17 protein-coding genes are annotated in these 15,166 nt (G+C 35.7%); 8 read left to right on the top strand and 9 right to left on the bottom strand.

The genetic code is table 11. From position 1 onward, the window contains the following. Nucleotides 1–38: 38 nt before the first annotated feature. Nucleotides 39–179: a sporulation histidine kinase inhibitor Sda gene (sda, locus tag ACE38V_RS09945; RefSeq protein WP_375841096.1), complete on the bottom strand. Its 141-nt coding sequence runs from the start codon at nucleotides 177–179 to the stop codon at nucleotides 39–41. Between the two features lie 198 nt (nucleotides 180–377). On the opposite strand from sda, the gene ACE38V_RS09940 reads away from it, so the two are divergent. The 3 genes from ACE38V_RS09940 to crcB (ACE38V_RS09930) all read left to right on the top strand — a co-directional run bounded on the left by ACE38V_RS09940 (nucleotide 378) and on the right by crcB (ACE38V_RS09930) (nucleotide 1,413). Beyond that, a complete protein-coding gene (locus ACE38V_RS09940) occupies nucleotides 378–581 on the top strand; it encodes a DUF6501 family protein (protein WP_375841095.1) in 204 nt (67 codons plus the stop codon). Nucleotides 582–667: 86 nt separating this feature from the next. Beyond that, nucleotides 668–1,057: a fluoride efflux transporter CrcB gene (gene crcB, locus ACE38V_RS09935; protein WP_375841094.1), complete on the top strand. Its 390-nt coding sequence runs from the start codon at nucleotides 668–670 to the stop codon at nucleotides 1,055–1,057. Next, on the top strand, nucleotides 1,057–1,413 hold the full coding sequence (gene crcB, locus ACE38V_RS09930) for a fluoride efflux transporter CrcB (protein ID WP_375841174.1): 357 nt from the start codon (nucleotides 1,057–1,059) through the stop codon (nucleotides 1,411–1,413). Before crcB (ACE38V_RS09935) ends, crcB (ACE38V_RS09930) begins: the two co-directional genes overlap by 1 nt. A gap of 55 nt (nucleotides 1,414–1,468) precedes the next feature. Here the strand turns inward: crcB (ACE38V_RS09930) and yidC are convergent, their stop codons facing one another. Beyond that, nucleotides 1,469–2,269 carry a membrane protein insertase YidC gene (gene yidC / locus ACE38V_RS09925; protein WP_375841093.1) on the bottom strand — a complete coding sequence of 267 codons (801 nt, stop codon included), beginning with the start codon at nucleotides 2,267–2,269 and terminating at the stop codon, nucleotides 1,469–1,471. A 497-nt stretch (nucleotides 2,270–2,766) separates the two neighbouring features. After that, entirely contained in the window at nucleotides 2,767–3,345 is a 579-nt protein-coding gene (locus tag ACE38V_RS09920; RefSeq protein ID WP_375841092.1) for a biotin transporter BioY, read from the bottom strand. Nucleotides 3,346–3,636: 291 nt separating this feature from the next. Between ACE38V_RS09920 and ACE38V_RS09915 the strand changes: the two genes are divergently transcribed. Beyond that, nucleotides 3,637–5,094, top strand: a complete 1,458-nt coding sequence (locus ACE38V_RS09915; RefSeq protein WP_375841091.1) for a nicotinate phosphoribosyltransferase — start codon at nucleotides 3,637–3,639, stop codon at nucleotides 5,092–5,094. Between the two features lie 42 nt (nucleotides 5,095–5,136). Next, nucleotides 5,137–5,961, top strand: coding sequence for an ammonia-dependent NAD(+) synthetase (gene nadE, locus ACE38V_RS09910; RefSeq protein WP_375841090.1), 825 nt, complete (start codon nucleotides 5,137–5,139; stop codon nucleotides 5,959–5,961). A gap of 757 nt (nucleotides 5,962–6,718) precedes the next feature. On the opposite strand, the gene pflA is transcribed toward nadE, so the two are convergent. From pflA to ACE38V_RS09895, 3 genes are all read right to left on the bottom strand, one after another. Then, the gene (gene pflA, locus ACE38V_RS09905) at nucleotides 6,719–7,450 is read right to left on the bottom strand and encodes a pyruvate formate-lyase-activating protein (protein WP_375841087.1); all 732 of its coding nucleotides are present in this window, start codon (nucleotides 7,448–7,450) and stop codon (nucleotides 6,719–6,721) included. Nucleotides 7,451–7,520: 70 nt separating this feature from the next. After that, nucleotides 7,521–9,746 (bottom strand): formate C-acetyltransferase, encoded by a 2,226-nt coding sequence (gene pflB, locus ACE38V_RS09900; protein WP_375841085.1) that lies wholly within the window; start codon nucleotides 9,744–9,746, stop codon nucleotides 7,521–7,523. Between the two features lie 371 nt (nucleotides 9,747–10,117). Further along, nucleotides 10,118–10,570 carry a cupredoxin domain-containing protein gene (locus ACE38V_RS09895; protein WP_375841083.1) on the bottom strand — a complete coding sequence of 151 codons (453 nt, stop codon included), beginning with the start codon at nucleotides 10,568–10,570 and terminating at the stop codon, nucleotides 10,118–10,120. Between the two features lie 221 nt (nucleotides 10,571–10,791). Between ACE38V_RS09895 and ACE38V_RS09890 the strand changes: the two genes are divergently transcribed. Beyond that, the gene (locus tag ACE38V_RS09890; RefSeq protein ID WP_375841081.1) at nucleotides 10,792–11,061 is read left to right on the top strand and encodes a hypothetical protein; all 270 of its coding nucleotides are present in this window, start codon (nucleotides 10,792–10,794) and stop codon (nucleotides 11,059–11,061) included. A gap of 105 nt (nucleotides 11,062–11,166) precedes the next feature. Here the strand turns inward: ACE38V_RS09890 and ACE38V_RS09885 are convergent, their stop codons facing one another. Then, nucleotides 11,167–11,409, bottom strand: coding sequence for a YkuS family protein (locus ACE38V_RS09885; protein ID WP_375841079.1), 243 nt, complete (start codon nucleotides 11,407–11,409; stop codon nucleotides 11,167–11,169). 104 nt (nucleotides 11,410–11,513) lie between these two features. Here ACE38V_RS09885 and ACE38V_RS09880 point away from each other — a divergent pair, with 104 nt between their 5' ends. Continuing rightward, nucleotides 11,514–11,651, top strand: a complete 138-nt coding sequence (locus tag ACE38V_RS09880) for a YuzL family protein (protein ID WP_375841077.1) — start codon at nucleotides 11,514–11,516, stop codon at nucleotides 11,649–11,651. Between the two features lie 325 nt (nucleotides 11,652–11,976). Here ACE38V_RS09880 and ACE38V_RS09875 read toward each other — a convergent pair whose 3' ends face one another. Further along, entirely contained in the window at nucleotides 11,977–13,596 is a 1,620-nt protein-coding gene (locus tag ACE38V_RS09875; RefSeq protein ID WP_375841075.1) for an ABC-F family ATP-binding cassette domain-containing protein, read from the bottom strand. A gap of 354 nt (nucleotides 13,597–13,950) precedes the next feature. Between ACE38V_RS09875 and ACE38V_RS09870 the strand changes: the two genes are divergently transcribed. Continuing rightward, entirely contained in the window at nucleotides 13,951–14,085 is a 135-nt protein-coding gene (locus ACE38V_RS09870) for a hypothetical protein (protein WP_375841074.1), read from the top strand. Nucleotides 14,086–14,261: 176 nt separating this feature from the next. On the opposite strand, the gene ACE38V_RS09865 is transcribed toward ACE38V_RS09870, so the two are convergent. Then, a complete protein-coding gene (locus ACE38V_RS09865; RefSeq protein ID WP_375841073.1) occupies nucleotides 14,262–14,870 on the bottom strand; it encodes an SCO family protein in 609 nt (202 codons plus the stop codon). Between the last annotated feature and the right edge of the window lie 296 nt (nucleotides 14,871–15,166).

The following is a 15,166-nucleotide window of genomic DNA, read 5'->3' as shown; positions in this document are numbered from 1 at the left end:
TGCCATTAAGGCAGCGGTGGCTTTTGTAAATGTTTTGTTTAATTATCATTTATGACGACGGGCTTTAGTCCACGCCTTTGTATCTCTTCCTTTAATAATTTTGCCCATTCATGATCCTTACCTGATTTTAATGCATCGCGATACGAGAAAACCAATTGTTCATTACTCAGAATCTTCATCTGCATACCTCCTGGAAAAGGATTGAAATATTAAACTTTCACTTATTGTAAAGGTTTTTTGTGGTTTTGAAAACCCATTTTTATAATTTTTCGAAAAAAAGACGAAATTTCCAATCCAGAAAAAAGTCAAATGCTGTTGCGCAATGTGTTATTTATTCATTATACTAAGAAATAGAAATTCTAGAAGGAGTGGCTTTCATGATTCATTTAACTTGGAATCAAAGGGAAACAAAGAAAAGAGTAAAATGCGTTCATACGAATGCTGAAAAATATATCGTTAATCATGCTTTGACGGTAGGAAATACATATGATGTAAAGAATGAAACCGATGAATTTTATTTTATCGTGGACAACAGCGGTAAAGTAGGTGGTTTCTATAAAGATTATTTTGAGGAAATTTAATCGCATATGACCCGAATGAAGAAGAGGTCTCTCAAAAAAGGGAGGACCTCTTTTCTAGTTTATTGTATTTGGAGGGAGTTTATAGAATGTTGTATTTTTTAGTTGGAATCGGAGGGATCATTGGGAGCCTTTTGCGCTATTTCGTTTCAAACCTAGCAAGTAACTGGGGGGGACAAGGATTTCCTTATGGAACCTTATTTGTGAATTTATCAGGGGCATTTATTCTTGGTTGGATCACCAAAAATTTATCTAATCATCCGAAATTACACCCATATTTTGTGACGACTGTTGGAACAGGAATTGTTGGCTCTTATACTACCTTTTCAACATTAAGCGTTGAGACGGTCACCTTTATTAATCATGGTGAGTTTTTTAAGGCACTTCTCTATGTAACCATTAGTTTAATTGGAGGCATGGCCTTTGCTTTATGGGGCTTTAACATCGGAAATAAAGAGAGACAAGGTGAAAAAGGATGATCATAAAAGTACTTCTTATCAGTTTGGGAGGATTTCTTGGTGCTATCTGCAGATTAATAGTTAGTAATTATGGGAAAAAATTCAGGCGACAAATCCCGATTGGTACATTAATCGTTAATTTAGTTGGAGCCTTTCTATTAGGATTCCTAATGGGAGCTTCTGTTAACGACTATACTTATGCACTTATGGGAACGGGCTTTATGGGGGCTTTTACGACTTTTTCTACATTGAAGGTTGATGGAGTTATGCTCTGGAATCAAAAGCAAATGAAACAGTTGATTTTATATTTTAGCGTTACCTATATTATTGGAATAGGATTAGCGTACGTTGGTTTTTTACTAGGAAAGAATTTTTAAGGAAATGAGAAATAAAAAAGGAAGGCTCTATTTTGCAGAGTCTTCCCATTTTATATTAAGCCTTTTTCGGGGTTGTTTCATTTTTAGGATTGTTTTGATAAAGCTTTTTCGCGATGAGGGTTTGAATGATTAAGAATGTACCCCCAACGGTCCAATACAATGGAAGAGCTGCTGGAGCATTTAAAGAAACCATTACAATCATGACTGGTGAAATTAAGCCCATATATTTCATTTGTTTTTGTTGGTCTGATGTCATATTGATTGTTGAAACCTTAAACTGAAGATAATAGATAATCCCAGCTAGAGCAGTAATCCAAAGATCTGGCCTTCCAAGACTGAACCACAAAAATTCATGGTTCGCAATTTCACTTGATCCGCGAATTGCATAATAGAATCCCATCAAGATAGGCATTTGGATAATAACAGGCAAACAACCCATTTGCAATGGATTGACATTATGTTTTTTATATAATGCCATCATTTCTTGTTGTAATTTTTGCTGCTCTTTTGTATCTTTGGTTTTCTTTAATTTCTTTTGAATATCATCCATTTCTGGTTTTAAGACTTCCATTTTTTCTTTCATATGCTGTTGGCTCTTAAATTGCTTTAACATAAGAGGCATGAGCACCAAGCGAATGATAAGTGTTAAAAGTATAATCGCAAAACCATAGCTGCCGCCAAAGAAATCAGCAAATCCATGAATTAAATGAGCAAATGGTTCTACGAAAGTTTTATGGAAGAAACCATTTGGATTTCCTACCGGCTTTTGGTAGCTTGATTGTGACACACAGGCTGATAGGAAAACAGCAGTTACAGCAAGTAGTAAACTTAAAAGAATATTTTTATACTTTTTCATTTTAAAATTTTTCCTCCTAATTGTATAATCGTTTTTCTAAGGTTGATAGAGGAAATGTGAGTCTTCCGGATCATCAGTAGAACCGTATTTTTTTCTGACATATCTGATGATAAAGTGTAAGATAGGATTGAGACTTCTAAAGCTTTTCACAATAAACGAAGTACTACTAATGTTTATGGCCAATTCCGATGATGTACTTAAGGATTCAACAAAAGAATAGCCAATTTTCCATCGCCAAAAATATTTTAAAGTAAGACCAAAAACGATTCCTACGTACAATGTGTAAATTGTTGAAAAATCAGTAAATTCCATTATACCATCAATCAAACTTTTCACCTCTATAAGTTAGGGCATGTAGATTATTATATATAATTATATGAAAGGAATCAATTTAATAGTTAATTATACGAGTGAAAGATGATAAGGATTCATGATTTCGAAAAAAAATACCGTCGAGTGTCGACGGCAAAAGATTGGGTGACATATATAGTAAATAATTAGGCAGACTGTTTTATATCAGAATCAAGATTAAATAAAAGCTTGGCGGATATTAGTCGCTTGCGGATTAAAATTCCGACCCAAGCGGCGAGTATAGCCTTAATGACTCCGACGATGAGAAATGGAGTGAGACCTCCTGTAATTGCTGCTGTCCAAGTTAGATCGGCCGCTACCTTGAGCCAAACCGTACCAAAGATAAGGGTCACAACCATTCCAATTAAATTGGCAATAACTGCATGGAAAACAGTATACTTCGTTTTCTCCAAATAGAATCCAATAAGGAAGGTGGATGGGATAAAACCAACCAGATAGCCTCCTGTTGTTCCAAATAAAACAGATAATCCACCGGAGAATTCAGCAAATACTGGAACACCAACTGCTCCAATAATCAAATATAAAATAGCCGATAAGGTTCCGTAACGAGAACCTAAAATGGTGGCAGCTAAGCCAATGGCTAATGTTTGTCCAGTGATTGGTACTAGTGGAAGCGGGATCGTAATTTGGGCTAATACACCAATAATGGCAGCAAAAAGGGCTGTAATAATCATGGATCGAAGCTTCCGATTCTCTTTCGTCATGTCTCTTTCCTCCTCGATATATGTAAACCATTTAATTAAATAAGTTGACAATAACTACTATAAAGTTTACAGAAATAAATGTCAATAGTATGATAATAAAAAGTCCTTTACAAAAAATTAAAGTAATTTCATGTCATATTATTCTTGATTTTGATATGATAAAATTTGTTGCATATTTATAGGAAGATTTCACAGTAAATCATGCATCTATGAGGGGCTAAAAAAGTATAGAGAAACCATACTCATGAATAAAATGAATAATGCTTTAGAGAATTTCAGGAGGTAAATAAAATGACCACGCAATATGAAGATGATAGTTTCACTCTACATACAGATTTGTACCAAATTAATATGGTAGAGACGTATTGGAGAGATGGAATTCATCATCGAAATGCAGTATTTGATGTTTATTTTCGCAGACTTCCTTTCGGAAACGGATATGCTGTCTTCGCAGGGCTAGAGAGAGTCATCCAATACTTGGAGAACTTCCGTTTCAGTGAAAGTGATTTAGAATACTTAAAAAATGAACTAGAATATGCACCAGAATTTATTGATTATTTAAGCACGATTCGTTTTACTGGGAACGTTCGCTCTATGGTGGAAGGTGAACTTGTTTTCGGAAATGAACCGTTATTAAGAATAGAAGCTCCATTGGCAGAGGCACAAATTATTGAGACAGCTATATTAAATATTGTGAATTATCAAACATTAATTGCAACGAAAGCATCTAGAATTAAGCAGGTAGTTGGCGATGAAACTGCCATGGAATTTGGTTCAAGACGAGCACATGAGTTAGATGCAGCCATTTGGGGAACACGTGCTGCCTATATTGGAGGGTTTGAATCATCATCCAATGTAAGAGCAGGAAAGCTCTTTGGAATCCCTGTGTCAGGTACCCATGCCCATGCCCTTGTGCAAGCCTATAAGGATGAATACATTGCCTTTAAAAAATACGCAGCCACACATAAGAACTGTGTCTTTCTTGTGGATACGTATGATACGTTAAAATCCGGAGTACCAACGGCCATTAAAGTTGCCAAGGAATTAGGCGATACAATCAATTTCATTGGCATTCGCTTAGACAGTGGAGACCTTGCTTACCTTTCCAAAAAGGCTAGAAAAATGCTTGATGAGGCTGGATTTCCTAATGCAATGATTGTTGCTTCCAATGATTTAGATGAATATACAATTATGAACCTAAAAACACAAGGGGCGAAAATCGATATGTGGGGTATTGGAACAAAGCTTATTACCGCATATGATCAAGCCGCATTAGGTGGTGTATATAAATTAGTTGCAATTGAGGATGAAAATGGGCAAATGACTGATACCATCAAAATCAGTGGAAATCCGGAAAAACTTACAACTCCTGGAATGAAGAGAGTTTATCGAATCATTAATAAGAATAATAATAAATCTGAAGGCGATTATATTACCTTAGATGATGAAAATCCGCAGACAGAAGAAAAATTGAAAATGTTCCATCCAATTCATACATACATCAGTAAATTCGTGACGGATTTTGAAGCAAAAGAGCTTCATCAGGATATTTTTATCAATGGAAAATTAGTCTATCAAGTCCCAACGATTCAAGAGATACAAGCCTATGCGGCTGAAAACCTTGAGGTCCTTTGGGATGAATATAAGCGTTCTTTAAATCCTGAGCAATATCCAGTTGATTTAAGTCAAAAATGCTGGGAAAACAAAATGGCAAACATTGAAAAGGTGAAGCAAAAATTTGGATTTTAAAGAAGAGATACAATTTAACTTTTTTAAAAAGGAGGAAAAATTTTGAACTTACAAGAAACCATTATCCAAGCCTTACATGTGAAACCAATGATTGATCCAAAACTAGAAATTCGTGAAAGAATCAATTTTTTAAAAGAATATGTCAAAAAAACGAATGCAAAAGGACTGGTACTTGGGATTAGCGGAGGCCAGGATTCAACGCTCGCAGGCCGTTTATCTCAGCTTGCTGTGGAAGAGTTAAGAGAAGCAGGCTTTTTGGCTAAATTCATTGCTGTGCGTCTTCCTTATGGGGTACAAAAGGATGAAGAAGATGCCCAAAGGTCTTTGACATTTATCCAAGCTGACGAAGAATATGTCTTTAATGTTAAAGAGGCAGTCGATGATTTACAAAAAGAATATGATTCGATTACGAAAGGAGAAGCCTTACGTGACTATCATAAAGGGAATGTCAAAGCAAGAATGAGAATGATTGCCCAATATGCTATTGGTGGGCAAGAAGGATTGCTTGTCGTTGGCACCGACCATGCAGCTGAGGCTGTTACCGGATTTTTCACAAAGTATGGTGATGGGGGAACAGATCTTTTACCATTATCCGGTTTATCAAAGCGCCAGGGAAAAGCACTGCTTAAGGAACTTGGAGCAGATGAAAAATTGTATCTGAAAGTCCCGACTGCAGACCTTTTAGACCATAATCCAGGTCAGGCAGACGAAACAGAACTAGGCATTAGCTATGATGAGCTTGATGATTATTTAGAAGGTAAACAAGTATCACGTGAAATTGCAGAGGCAATCGAAAAACGTTATCAAGCAACTGAACATAAGAGACAACTTCCGGCGTCGATGTTTGATGAGTGGTGGAAGAAATAGTTCTAAAAGGAACCTGAAAAAGCTTTGACTTTTTGGGTTCTTTTTTTGGAATGAATGCAATGAAGAAGTGATTGCGGGTTTACGTTTAGTTTCGCAGGTGAAATAATTGCGGAAAAGGGATATATTTTTCGCTAGTAAATTTGAAAATCACGAAGAAGCATTTCATTTCGTGAATAATGTTAGAAATTCGGGATAAAAAAGCATTATCGGGAATATGTTTTGAATTTGCGAATAAATTAGATTAATTTTTCCAAAGGTACCATAATAGTAGAAAATATACAAATTCTCGATAAAAATAGAGCGTATGTTCGTTGTTTTTGCTATACTTATGTAGTAATAGATTGGAGACTCAAGGGTGGTCAGCTCATCCCCAATGAAAGGGGGTGGTGCTGTGACGGTTTTTGAAGCATTAATGTTTTCCTGTGCTTTTACGAGCTTAATTTTAGCCGTATTGTCATTTAACCAAAAAAAATAACCCACCCTTGAGCTAACCGGCTATGAGGTGGATTATTCCGCTTATTGCTGATCCCCCTTGAAGGGAACCGACTATTACATCGACTGATTGGTGTTACCATCATCAATCGGTCTTTTTTACTATATGTTTAAAGATATTTATATTATACCCAATGTGTTCTGAAATGAGAATAGTTTGCTGTGAATTAGTGAGTCATTCTTATGTTTTTCTTTAGTCAGCAGGGGAAATGGCTTTATTAAAAAAGCTGCACAAGAGAAATGTGCAGCTTTTTGTATGAGTGGTTTATAAATATTTGGTTAATGTTTCATAAGCATGCTGAACCCGATCTTCACTTGGTGGTTCGATTCCCTTTAATGGATAGTCAAGTCCAAGTGTTTCCCATTTGTAAACCCCAAGTTTATGGTAAGGGAGGATTTCGACTTTTTCAACATTTTGCAATGTACCAATAAATTCCCCTAACTTTTCAAGATCTTCATCAATATCCGTAATAGTTGGCACTAATACGTGTCGAATCCAGATAGGCTTTTTAATATTGGATAAGAAACGAGCAAACTCCAAGATGTGATCATTGGCCATACCAGTTAGGGAAATATGTCTTTTTCGATTGATTTGTTTCAGGTCCAAAAGAATGAGATCCGTATATTCCATGAGTTCTTTCAGCTGCTCCTGAAAATGGGGAGCTTGGGAGTAACACCCGCCGGAAGAATCAATGGTCGTATGAATACCAAGCTTTTTGCATTCTTTAAACAATTCAATTAAAAAAGGAATTTGTAGCAATGGTTCGCCACCGCTAACAGTGATACCACCGCCCGATGATTCAATAAAAGGAAGGTAGGTTTTTAAATCATCGATGATTTCGGAAACACTCATTTCTTTACCTGTCCCAATTTCCCAAGTATCGGCATTATGGCAAAACTGACAGCGCAAAAGGCAGCCTTGTGTAAATACGACGTAACGGATGCCTGGTCCGTCAACTGTTCCAAAAGATTCGATAGAATGAATGTTTCCGTTCATGATGATTACCCCTTTCATATATAAGAGGGGAGTGCCTAAAGAAGGCAGACTCCCAAGATATTTGTTTTAATTACATTGATTCATGGAATGTACGGTTGATGACATCCATTTGTTGTTCTCTAGTCAATTTAATGAAGTTAACAGCATATCCAGATACACGAATGGTTAATTGTGGATATTCTTCTGGATGCTCCATAGCATCTAATAAAGTTTCTCTATTAAATACGTTAACATTTAGATGATGACCTTGTTTCTTAGTATAACCGTCTAAGATCGATACTAAGTTAGAAACGCGTGATTCATCTTCTTTACCGAGTGCTTTAGGTACCATTGAGAAGGTATTTGAAATTCCATCCATTGAATAGCTGTAAGGAATTTTTGCAACAGATGATAGGGAAGCTAGTGCTCCTTTTGTATCACGACCATGCATTGGGTTAGCTCCTGGTGCTAATGGTTCGCCAGCACGACGTCCATCAGGTGTGTTACCTGTTTTCTTACCATATACAACGTTAGAAGTAATCGTTAAGATTGACATTGTGTGCATAGAATCACGATATGTTTTATGTTTACGAAGCTTTTTCATGAAGCTCTTAACAATTCCTACAGCGATGCTATCTACGCGATCATCGTTGTTTCCGTATTTAGGGAAGTCGCCTTCAATTTCGAAATCAACTGCAATACCGTTTTCATCGCGGATAGGTTTAACTTTTGCATACTTGATTGCGCTTAATGAGTCAGCTACAACGCTGAGTCCTGCGATACCAGTTGCCATTGTACGAAGGATCTTTGTATCATGAAGAGCCATTTCAATGCTTTCATAGCTGTACTTATCATGCATATAGTGAATGATATTTAAAGTGTTGATGTAAAGTCCAGCCAACCAATCCATGGATTTATCAAATTTTTCCATAACTTCATCGTAATCTAATACATCAGAAGTAATAGGGGCATATGCTGGTCCAACTTGAATTTTATGTTTTTCATCAACATTACCATTGATTGCATATAATAAAGTTTTTGCAAGGTTCGCACGAGCACCGAAGAATTGCATTTGTTTACCGATTTCCATTGCGGATACACAGCAAGCAATTCCGTAGTCATCGCCATATTCTGGGCGCATGATATCATCGTTTTCATATTGAATTGAGCTTGTTTCAATCGAAACATTCGCACAGAATTTCTTAAAGTTTTCAGGTAGGCGAGAAGACCAAAGAACTGTTAAGTTTGGTTCTGGAGCTGGTCCTAAATTGCTTAATGTGTGTAAGAAACGGAAAGAGTTCTTCGTTACAAGAGCACGACCATCTTCGCCGATACCACCGATTGATTCTGTTACCCAAGTTGGGTCACCACTGTAAAGTTCGTTGTACTCAGGAGTACGAGCAAATTTTACAAGGCGAAGTTTCATGATGAAGTGGTCAACGATTTCTTGAACTTCTTGTTCAGTTAAGACACCATTTTGTAAGTCTCTTTCAATGTAGATATCTAAGAAAGTAGATACACGGCCTAAGCTCATTGCCGCACCGTTTTGTTGTTTAACTGCTGCTAAATAACCAAAGTATAACCATTGGAAAGCTTCTCTTGCATTGGTTGCTGGTTTAGAAATGTCGAAACCATATGAAGCAGCTAATTGTTTAAGTTCTTTTAATGCGCGATATTGTTCACTTAATTCTTCACGAAGACGGATAACATCTTCAGACATTACATCGCCAGTGACAGCGAAGTCTTTTTGTTTTTCTTGCATTAAGAAGTCTACACCGTATAATGCAACACGACGATAGTCACCGATGATACGTCCACGACCATAAGCATCTGGAAGACCAGTGATAATACCCACGTGACGAGCAGCTCTCATTTCTGGAGTATAAGCATCAAATACACCTTGGTTATGAGTTTTACGGTAGTCAGTAAAGATGCGTTCAACTTCTTTATCAAGTTCAAAGCCATATTCGGCAAGAGCTTGTTTTGCCATTCTTGTTCCACCGAAGATTTGAAGTGAACGTTTGAATGGTTTATCAGTTTGGAAACCAACAACTTTTTCAGTTTCTTTATTTAAATAACCAGGGCCATGAGAAGTAATGGTTGAAACGATTTCAGTATCAGCATCAAGAACGCCGCCATTTTCACGTTCTTTTTTAGATAGTTCTAAAACTTGTTTCCATAATTCATTTGTAGCTTCAGTTGGTCCCTCTAAGAAAGAATCATTACCTACATAAGGAGTAAAGTTTTTTTGGATGAAGTCACGTACGTTAACTTCTTCTTGCCAAGGTCCATTAATAAAACCTTTCCATTGTTCCATGTTCATACACCTCTATAAATGGATTTTGTAATCTATCTGTTTACATTTAAATCTTAACTCGATTATAACAGATTGCATGTGATAAAAATCACATTAATTGTGAATAAATGAACAAATTATGTGAAAGAATTATGAACACTTGATATAAAAGGGATTTCAAGTGTTCATAATAATCATTATAAATTTATCAGAAATACTAATAATTGGATAAAATAAATCTGTACTATAATTATTTTGATAAAAAGCCAAACTGTTATATAATATAAATCACCATTTATATCTCTTTCTTCATCATAATAGAAAAAGACATAGTTTTCATCAATTTCTTCGTGAAAATGATGAAAACTATGTCGGATTGACACAATTTCGCCTTAATCGACCACAATATAGCCAATCATAGGGCCGTGTTCTTGTGAATCATGGTGTGTTAAACAAATAAGTCGATATATTCCTTCTTTTTTAAATTGAACTTCTAGAACAGTTTCTTCTCCTTTTGAAACCGTCCCTTTATAATCCGTTCCTTCTATTATAAAAGGGTGTTCTTTGCCATTGAATCCTAATAAACGCAACCGAACTTTTTCCCCTTTTTCTACAAAAATCGTACCGGGATCCCAACGGTAGGACTCAAGTTCCTTACCATCCGCTGAAGTTGTTTTGAATTCGGTTGTTACAATATGGTATTCTTGAATTTCTTTATCTTCTGTGTTGTTAAAGGCTGTGACAGAGTCAGAACTAAAATAAAACCAGCAAGACAAGAAAATTATGGCGAAAAAAGCGACTATTGACATAATAACTGTCCTTCTTTTAAAAACCAAAAACATCATTCCACCTCCAATAAGTTGTCCACTATTAACCTATGCAGAAATTGGGCAAAACTGTCCAAATCCCGATAAAAAGCCAATTATATACTTGATATTTTCTTAAAAAAGACTTTACGCAATCTTCATAGTAGATTCATATTTTTCCTATAAAGTGAAATTGAGGTGAAAATAAGAAGAAATTTTTAAAAGAAGATTTGTTTTTTAAATAGGAAAGGGGGAAAACAATGAAGAGAATATTGGTTTTATTTTGCTTGGTGTTTTTATTCTTTTTATCAAGTTGTTCGCAGGCGACCCCAGAAAACTCATCTTACTTTAATTCACGAGAAACTAAGATGGAAGTAAGTACGCTATTAAAGGAAGGAAATGAAATGGATATGATGACGAGTATAAATCCACAAGTAACAAATAATCACCTTTTACAAAAAATGGGTAGCTCCGTTATAGAAAACAATTCAGTTTTATCAAAAGAATTGAACGACATTAGTAAGAAATAGCTGACTCAAAAAGATTATCTACCAACCGTTTTCAAAATGCTTTTTATTTTTATAGATACCTGATAGAAATAACCTTAATATTTGAGTCAGCAGGAAAATGGTCTATTAGCTTAATTTGCTTTCGACTTGCTGACAAACATCTTCTGCTGATAAACCGTTAGCATCGATTACAGATGCAGTAGTGGAGATTGTTTGCATTCCCATAATATTAGAATCAACCCCTGTAACCACACAACAGTCGCAGTCCTTTACATCTTGTTCAGACTTTAATTCAACGACGTCATAGCCTTTTTGCCGTAATGCATCTTGAACATTTGTTAATGATTGCTCTACACCAATTTTCGCCATCATACACACCTCCTCCGAAATTAGCATGTGTTTTTAACAAGAATTTATTCCCAAAGTATAAAAGCAATAATGGAAAGAAAAAGTAATCAAAGGAGGTGTATTTAATGTCAAAAAGAAAGAAAGATCCATCTACTATTGGTTTAGGTTCCTCGCAAGTGGAAGGGCAAGGGACGACAAATATGGAAATCGATGGAGTAAGCAAGTCTTCTGCTAGGAAGAAAACGAAAAAGCAGGACGTGTAGTTGCGTAAGTTAAGAAGCGTAATCCGGCTTTAGGGTAGCCGGATTATTATTATCGCTTTCGTGTCAAAAAGCAGAGTTACAAAGTGAGAAGGATCATAATTTGTGGGAAGTTGCAAGGAGGGGTAAAAATGCAGAAAAAGCATTGCTTAGTTTGTTAGTTCGAGATTAGAGGAGCTGATAAAAAAGTGAATGTAAAATTTTCCTAATTACAACGTCAAAAAACAACCAATTCCAATTATCACTTAAAAACTCCCACCAACCAAAAAAGAACCCCAAAAAGCCACTCTCTAAGAGTAACTTTCTGAAGTCCATAAATATTAGTAACCTATAAATACATCTCTGCAACCTGCTTTTGTAGCTCTTCATTATCCAAATACTCGTCATAAGTCATCGTTTTATCCATTAGACCAATAGGCGTGAGTTCCATAATGCGATTTGCAATCGTTTGGATAAATTGATGGTCATGTGATGAGAACATAAGCGAACCTTTGAAATGGATGAGGCCATTATTCAACGCTGTGATGGATTCTAAATCTAAGTGGTTGGTCGGTTCATCTAATAGAAGAACATTCGCTCCGCTTAGCATCATCTTTGAGAGCATGCAACGAACTTTTTCTCCACCGGATAGAACACTTGCTTTTTTAAGAACTTCTTCTCCAGAGAAGAGCATTCTTCCTAAAAATCCGCGTAAAAAGCTTTCACTATCATCTTTTGGTGAAAATTGACGGAGCCAGTCTACCAAAGTCAAATCGCAATTTTCAAAGAAACTGGAGTTATCCTTTGGAAAATAAGCTTGAGAAGTGGTTACCCCCCATTTAAAGGTGCCGCTGTCTGGTTCCATTTCCCCCATCAAAATTTTAAAAAGCGTCGTTTTCGCAAGCTCGTTTGTACCGACAAGGGCGATTTTATCATCCTTATTCATTACGAAGCTGATATTATCTAACACTTTTTCACCATCAATTGTTTTCGTTAGTCCCTCAACACGAAGCAGGTCATTCCCAATTTCACGATCTGGGGTAAAGCCAACATAAGGGTATCTGCGAGAGGATGGTTTTATATCGTCTAAGTTAATTTTATCAAGTAGCTTTTTCCGAGAAGTGGCTTGCTTAGACTTGGATGCATTCGCACTAAAACGAGCAATGAAGGATTGAAGTTCCTTGATCTTTTCTTCTTTTTTCTTATTGGCATCTTGCGCCATTTTCAATGCTAATTGACTGGATTCATACCAGAAATCATAGTTTCCAACGTAGATTTGGATTTTCCCAAAGTCTAAATCCGCGATATGGGTACAAACTTTGTTCAAAAAGTGCCGGTCATGGGAAACAACAATGACGGTATTCTCGAAGTTAATTAAGAATTCCTCTAACCAGCCAATTGCTTTAATGTCTAAGTGGTTAGTCGGCTCGTCAAGGAGTAAAACATCTGGTTTACCGAATAAGGCCTGAGCAAGAAGTACTTTCACTTTTTCTGCCCCAGAGATATCGGCCATTTTTTTCGTGTGAAGATCTTCTCCAATCCCTAAGCCTTTTAAAAGAATGGCAGCTTCGGATTCGGCTTCCCATCCGTTTAATTCAGCAAATTCTCCTTCTAATTCTGCAGCACGCATGCCATCTTCATCGGAAAAATCTGCTTTCAAATATATGGCATCTTTTTCTTGCATAACCTCATACAATCTTGTATGACCCATGATGACAACCTTTAGAACTTCTTCCTCTTCATATTCAAAGTGATTTTGTTTTAAGACTGCGAGACGTTCATTAGGTCCTAATTGAACGCTACCCGTTTGAGGTTCAATTTCTCCTGAAAGGATTTTTAAAAAGGTTGATTTTCCAGCACCATTTGCACCAATGAGCCCATAACAGTTACCAGGTGTAAATTTCATATTGACTTCTTCAAAAAGCTTGCGGTCACCATATCGTAAACTTATATCATTGACAGTAATCATGTAATATCCTCCAAAAAAACAATATCTGTTTGATTATAACATTCAACGGGGTCAAAGTGGAATCTTTTTGGAATGCATTCATAAATAAGGTTGATGAAAAAAATTAATTATGGGAGGATATTCCAAGTTTGAAAACGAATATTAACATGGAAGGAGGTAGAAAATTTGGAAAGGGAAAACGTTATGGTTAAAGCCTGAAAAATAGGAATGTATTATATTGACAAATTTCGTCAAGCTTAAAAATGATGTCGATATTTTTCTAGATAAATTTATCATTTGTTCATACTTTATTAATAATTGTAGGATACAATGAATTTAAATGAAAAGAGTTTGTTCAATAAAGGAGTTTTTATGATGCCAAAAAAACAGCTCGTTGATTTAGTGAATCGATTAAAAAATTCAGGAATACAAATAGGATTTACGAAGCCAAAAGCAAACATTTTAAATATTCTTCAACCAGCACAAAAACTATCTTCGTCACCAAATTAACTTTTATAAATCAAGGGAAAAGATGAGTGATTTCGATTACTCATTTTTTTTATTAAAAAACATCCACTTAAAATCAAAATCTGTTTTTAAGGTGGATGTTTTTATTCTGTGATTATTCATTATATTTCTGATAAACAGCTATCTAAAAAGAATGAATATACAAGTACCTTGGGTGATTAATCAATATCTTTCATGATTTTATCAAAAACATCTTTTCGATTAAATTTATCGCCCATTGGGAACTTTTTAATATAACGATTGTTTTCATCTACAAGATAGACAAAAGTTGTATGGATGAAGAATCCGTCACCTGGGTCACGAAATTGAAATTGAAATGGTTTTCCGATTCTTTCAACTTGTTTAATATCTCTGCGGATATGATTCCGGTCACCGGTGAGAAGAATCCAGTTACCGTCATCCTCAATATTAAAATCCTTCATATATTTTATTAGTCTATCAGGTGTATCACGATATGGATCAATTGAAATGGTCAAGAATTGAATTTTATTACCATAAACCCCCGCTTTAATTAGATCATTTCTAAGAAGATTCATTTTCTGTGTTGTCGTTGGACATAGATCAGGACAATAAGTATAAGCAAACTCAACGAGTTTTAGCTTTTTATCAGATTTTGCAAAATCATAAACCTGATTATGCATGGTGACAAGCTTAATGTCATCAGGTATTTTTGCCATTTGATCGCGAATGACAAAGAAAGAAATACCCGCTGCAACCCCAATTGCCACTATAATTGAGCAAATGATATAGATCTTTTTCATGTTCATATGGATTCCCTCCCATAATAAAGATAAATAATAACAGAAGAAAATCATATGGACAATATGTGAACATATTAAACTATGCAAAAGAAGCGAGAACCTTTGAAAAGTTCTCGCTTCTTTTGTATTTAAAAACGCAGACTAGATGCACTTGTGCTTCGTGGAAATACGGTGAAATTCAACAAAAGCAAATGCTTCTGTTGGGTCTCACCTTTCTCCTGCTTCTACAGGAATACATGTGTATTCACCTGCTTATTCATTTTAAGTTAATTAACTACAAGGTTAGAGAAAATAGCCAATGT

This window comes from Cytobacillus sp. Hz8, assembly GCF_042263505.1.
Taxonomy (GTDB): domain Bacteria; phylum Bacillota; class Bacilli; order Bacillales; family Cytobacillaceae; genus Bacillus_BE.
Note: the sequence above shows the minus strand (reverse complement) of the source record. Positions and strands in the feature narration are given on the sequence as shown.

Excerpts from the sequence above, each read along its gene's own strand:
- yidC (WP_375841093.1), bottom strand. The coding sequence starts at position 2,269 with ATGAAAAAGTATAAAAATATTCTTTTAAGTTTACTACTTGCTGTAACT.
- pflB (WP_375841085.1), bottom strand. The coding sequence starts at position 9,746 with ATGGAACAATGGAAAGGTTTTATTAATGGACCTTGGCAAGAAGAAGTT.
- ACE38V_RS09915 (WP_375841091.1), top strand. The coding sequence starts at position 3,637 with ATGACCACGCAATATGAAGATGATAGTTTCACTCTACATACAGATTTG.
- ACE38V_RS09865 (WP_375841073.1), bottom strand. The coding sequence starts at position 14,870 with ATGAACATGAAAAAGATCTATATCATTTGCTCAATTATAGTGGCAATT.
- ACE38V_RS09890 (WP_375841081.1), top strand. The coding sequence starts at position 10,792 with ATGAAGAGAATATTGGTTTTATTTTGCTTGGTGTTTTTATTCTTTTTA.
- ACE38V_RS09870 (WP_375841074.1), top strand. The coding sequence starts at position 13,951 with ATGCCAAAAAAACAGCTCGTTGATTTAGTGAATCGATTAAAAAATTCA.
- ACE38V_RS09875 (WP_375841075.1), bottom strand. The coding sequence starts at position 13,596 with ATGATTACTGTCAATGATATAAGTTTACGATATGGTGACCGCAAGCTT.
- ACE38V_RS09880 (WP_375841077.1), top strand. The coding sequence starts at position 11,514 with ATGTCAAAAAGAAAGAAAGATCCATCTACTATTGGTTTAGGTTCCTCG.
- ACE38V_RS09885 (WP_375841079.1), bottom strand. The coding sequence starts at position 11,409 with ATGGCGAAAATTGGTGTAGAGCAATCATTAACAAATGTTCAAGATGCA.
- ACE38V_RS09940 (WP_375841095.1), top strand. The coding sequence starts at position 378 with ATGATTCATTTAACTTGGAATCAAAGGGAAACAAAGAAAAGAGTAAAA.
- ACE38V_RS09920 (WP_375841092.1), bottom strand. The coding sequence starts at position 3,345 with ATGACGAAAGAGAATCGGAAGCTTCGATCCATGATTATTACAGCCCTT.
- sda (WP_375841096.1), bottom strand. The coding sequence starts at position 179 with ATGAAGATTCTGAGTAATGAACAATTGGTTTTCTCGTATCGCGATGCA.
- crcB (WP_375841094.1), top strand. The coding sequence starts at position 668 with ATGTTGTATTTTTTAGTTGGAATCGGAGGGATCATTGGGAGCCTTTTG.
- pflA (WP_375841087.1), bottom strand. The coding sequence starts at position 7,450 with ATGAACGGAAACATTCATTCTATCGAATCTTTTGGAACAGTTGACGGA.
- ACE38V_RS09895 (WP_375841083.1), bottom strand. The coding sequence starts at position 10,570 with ATGATGTTTTTGGTTTTTAAAAGAAGGACAGTTATTATGTCAATAGTC.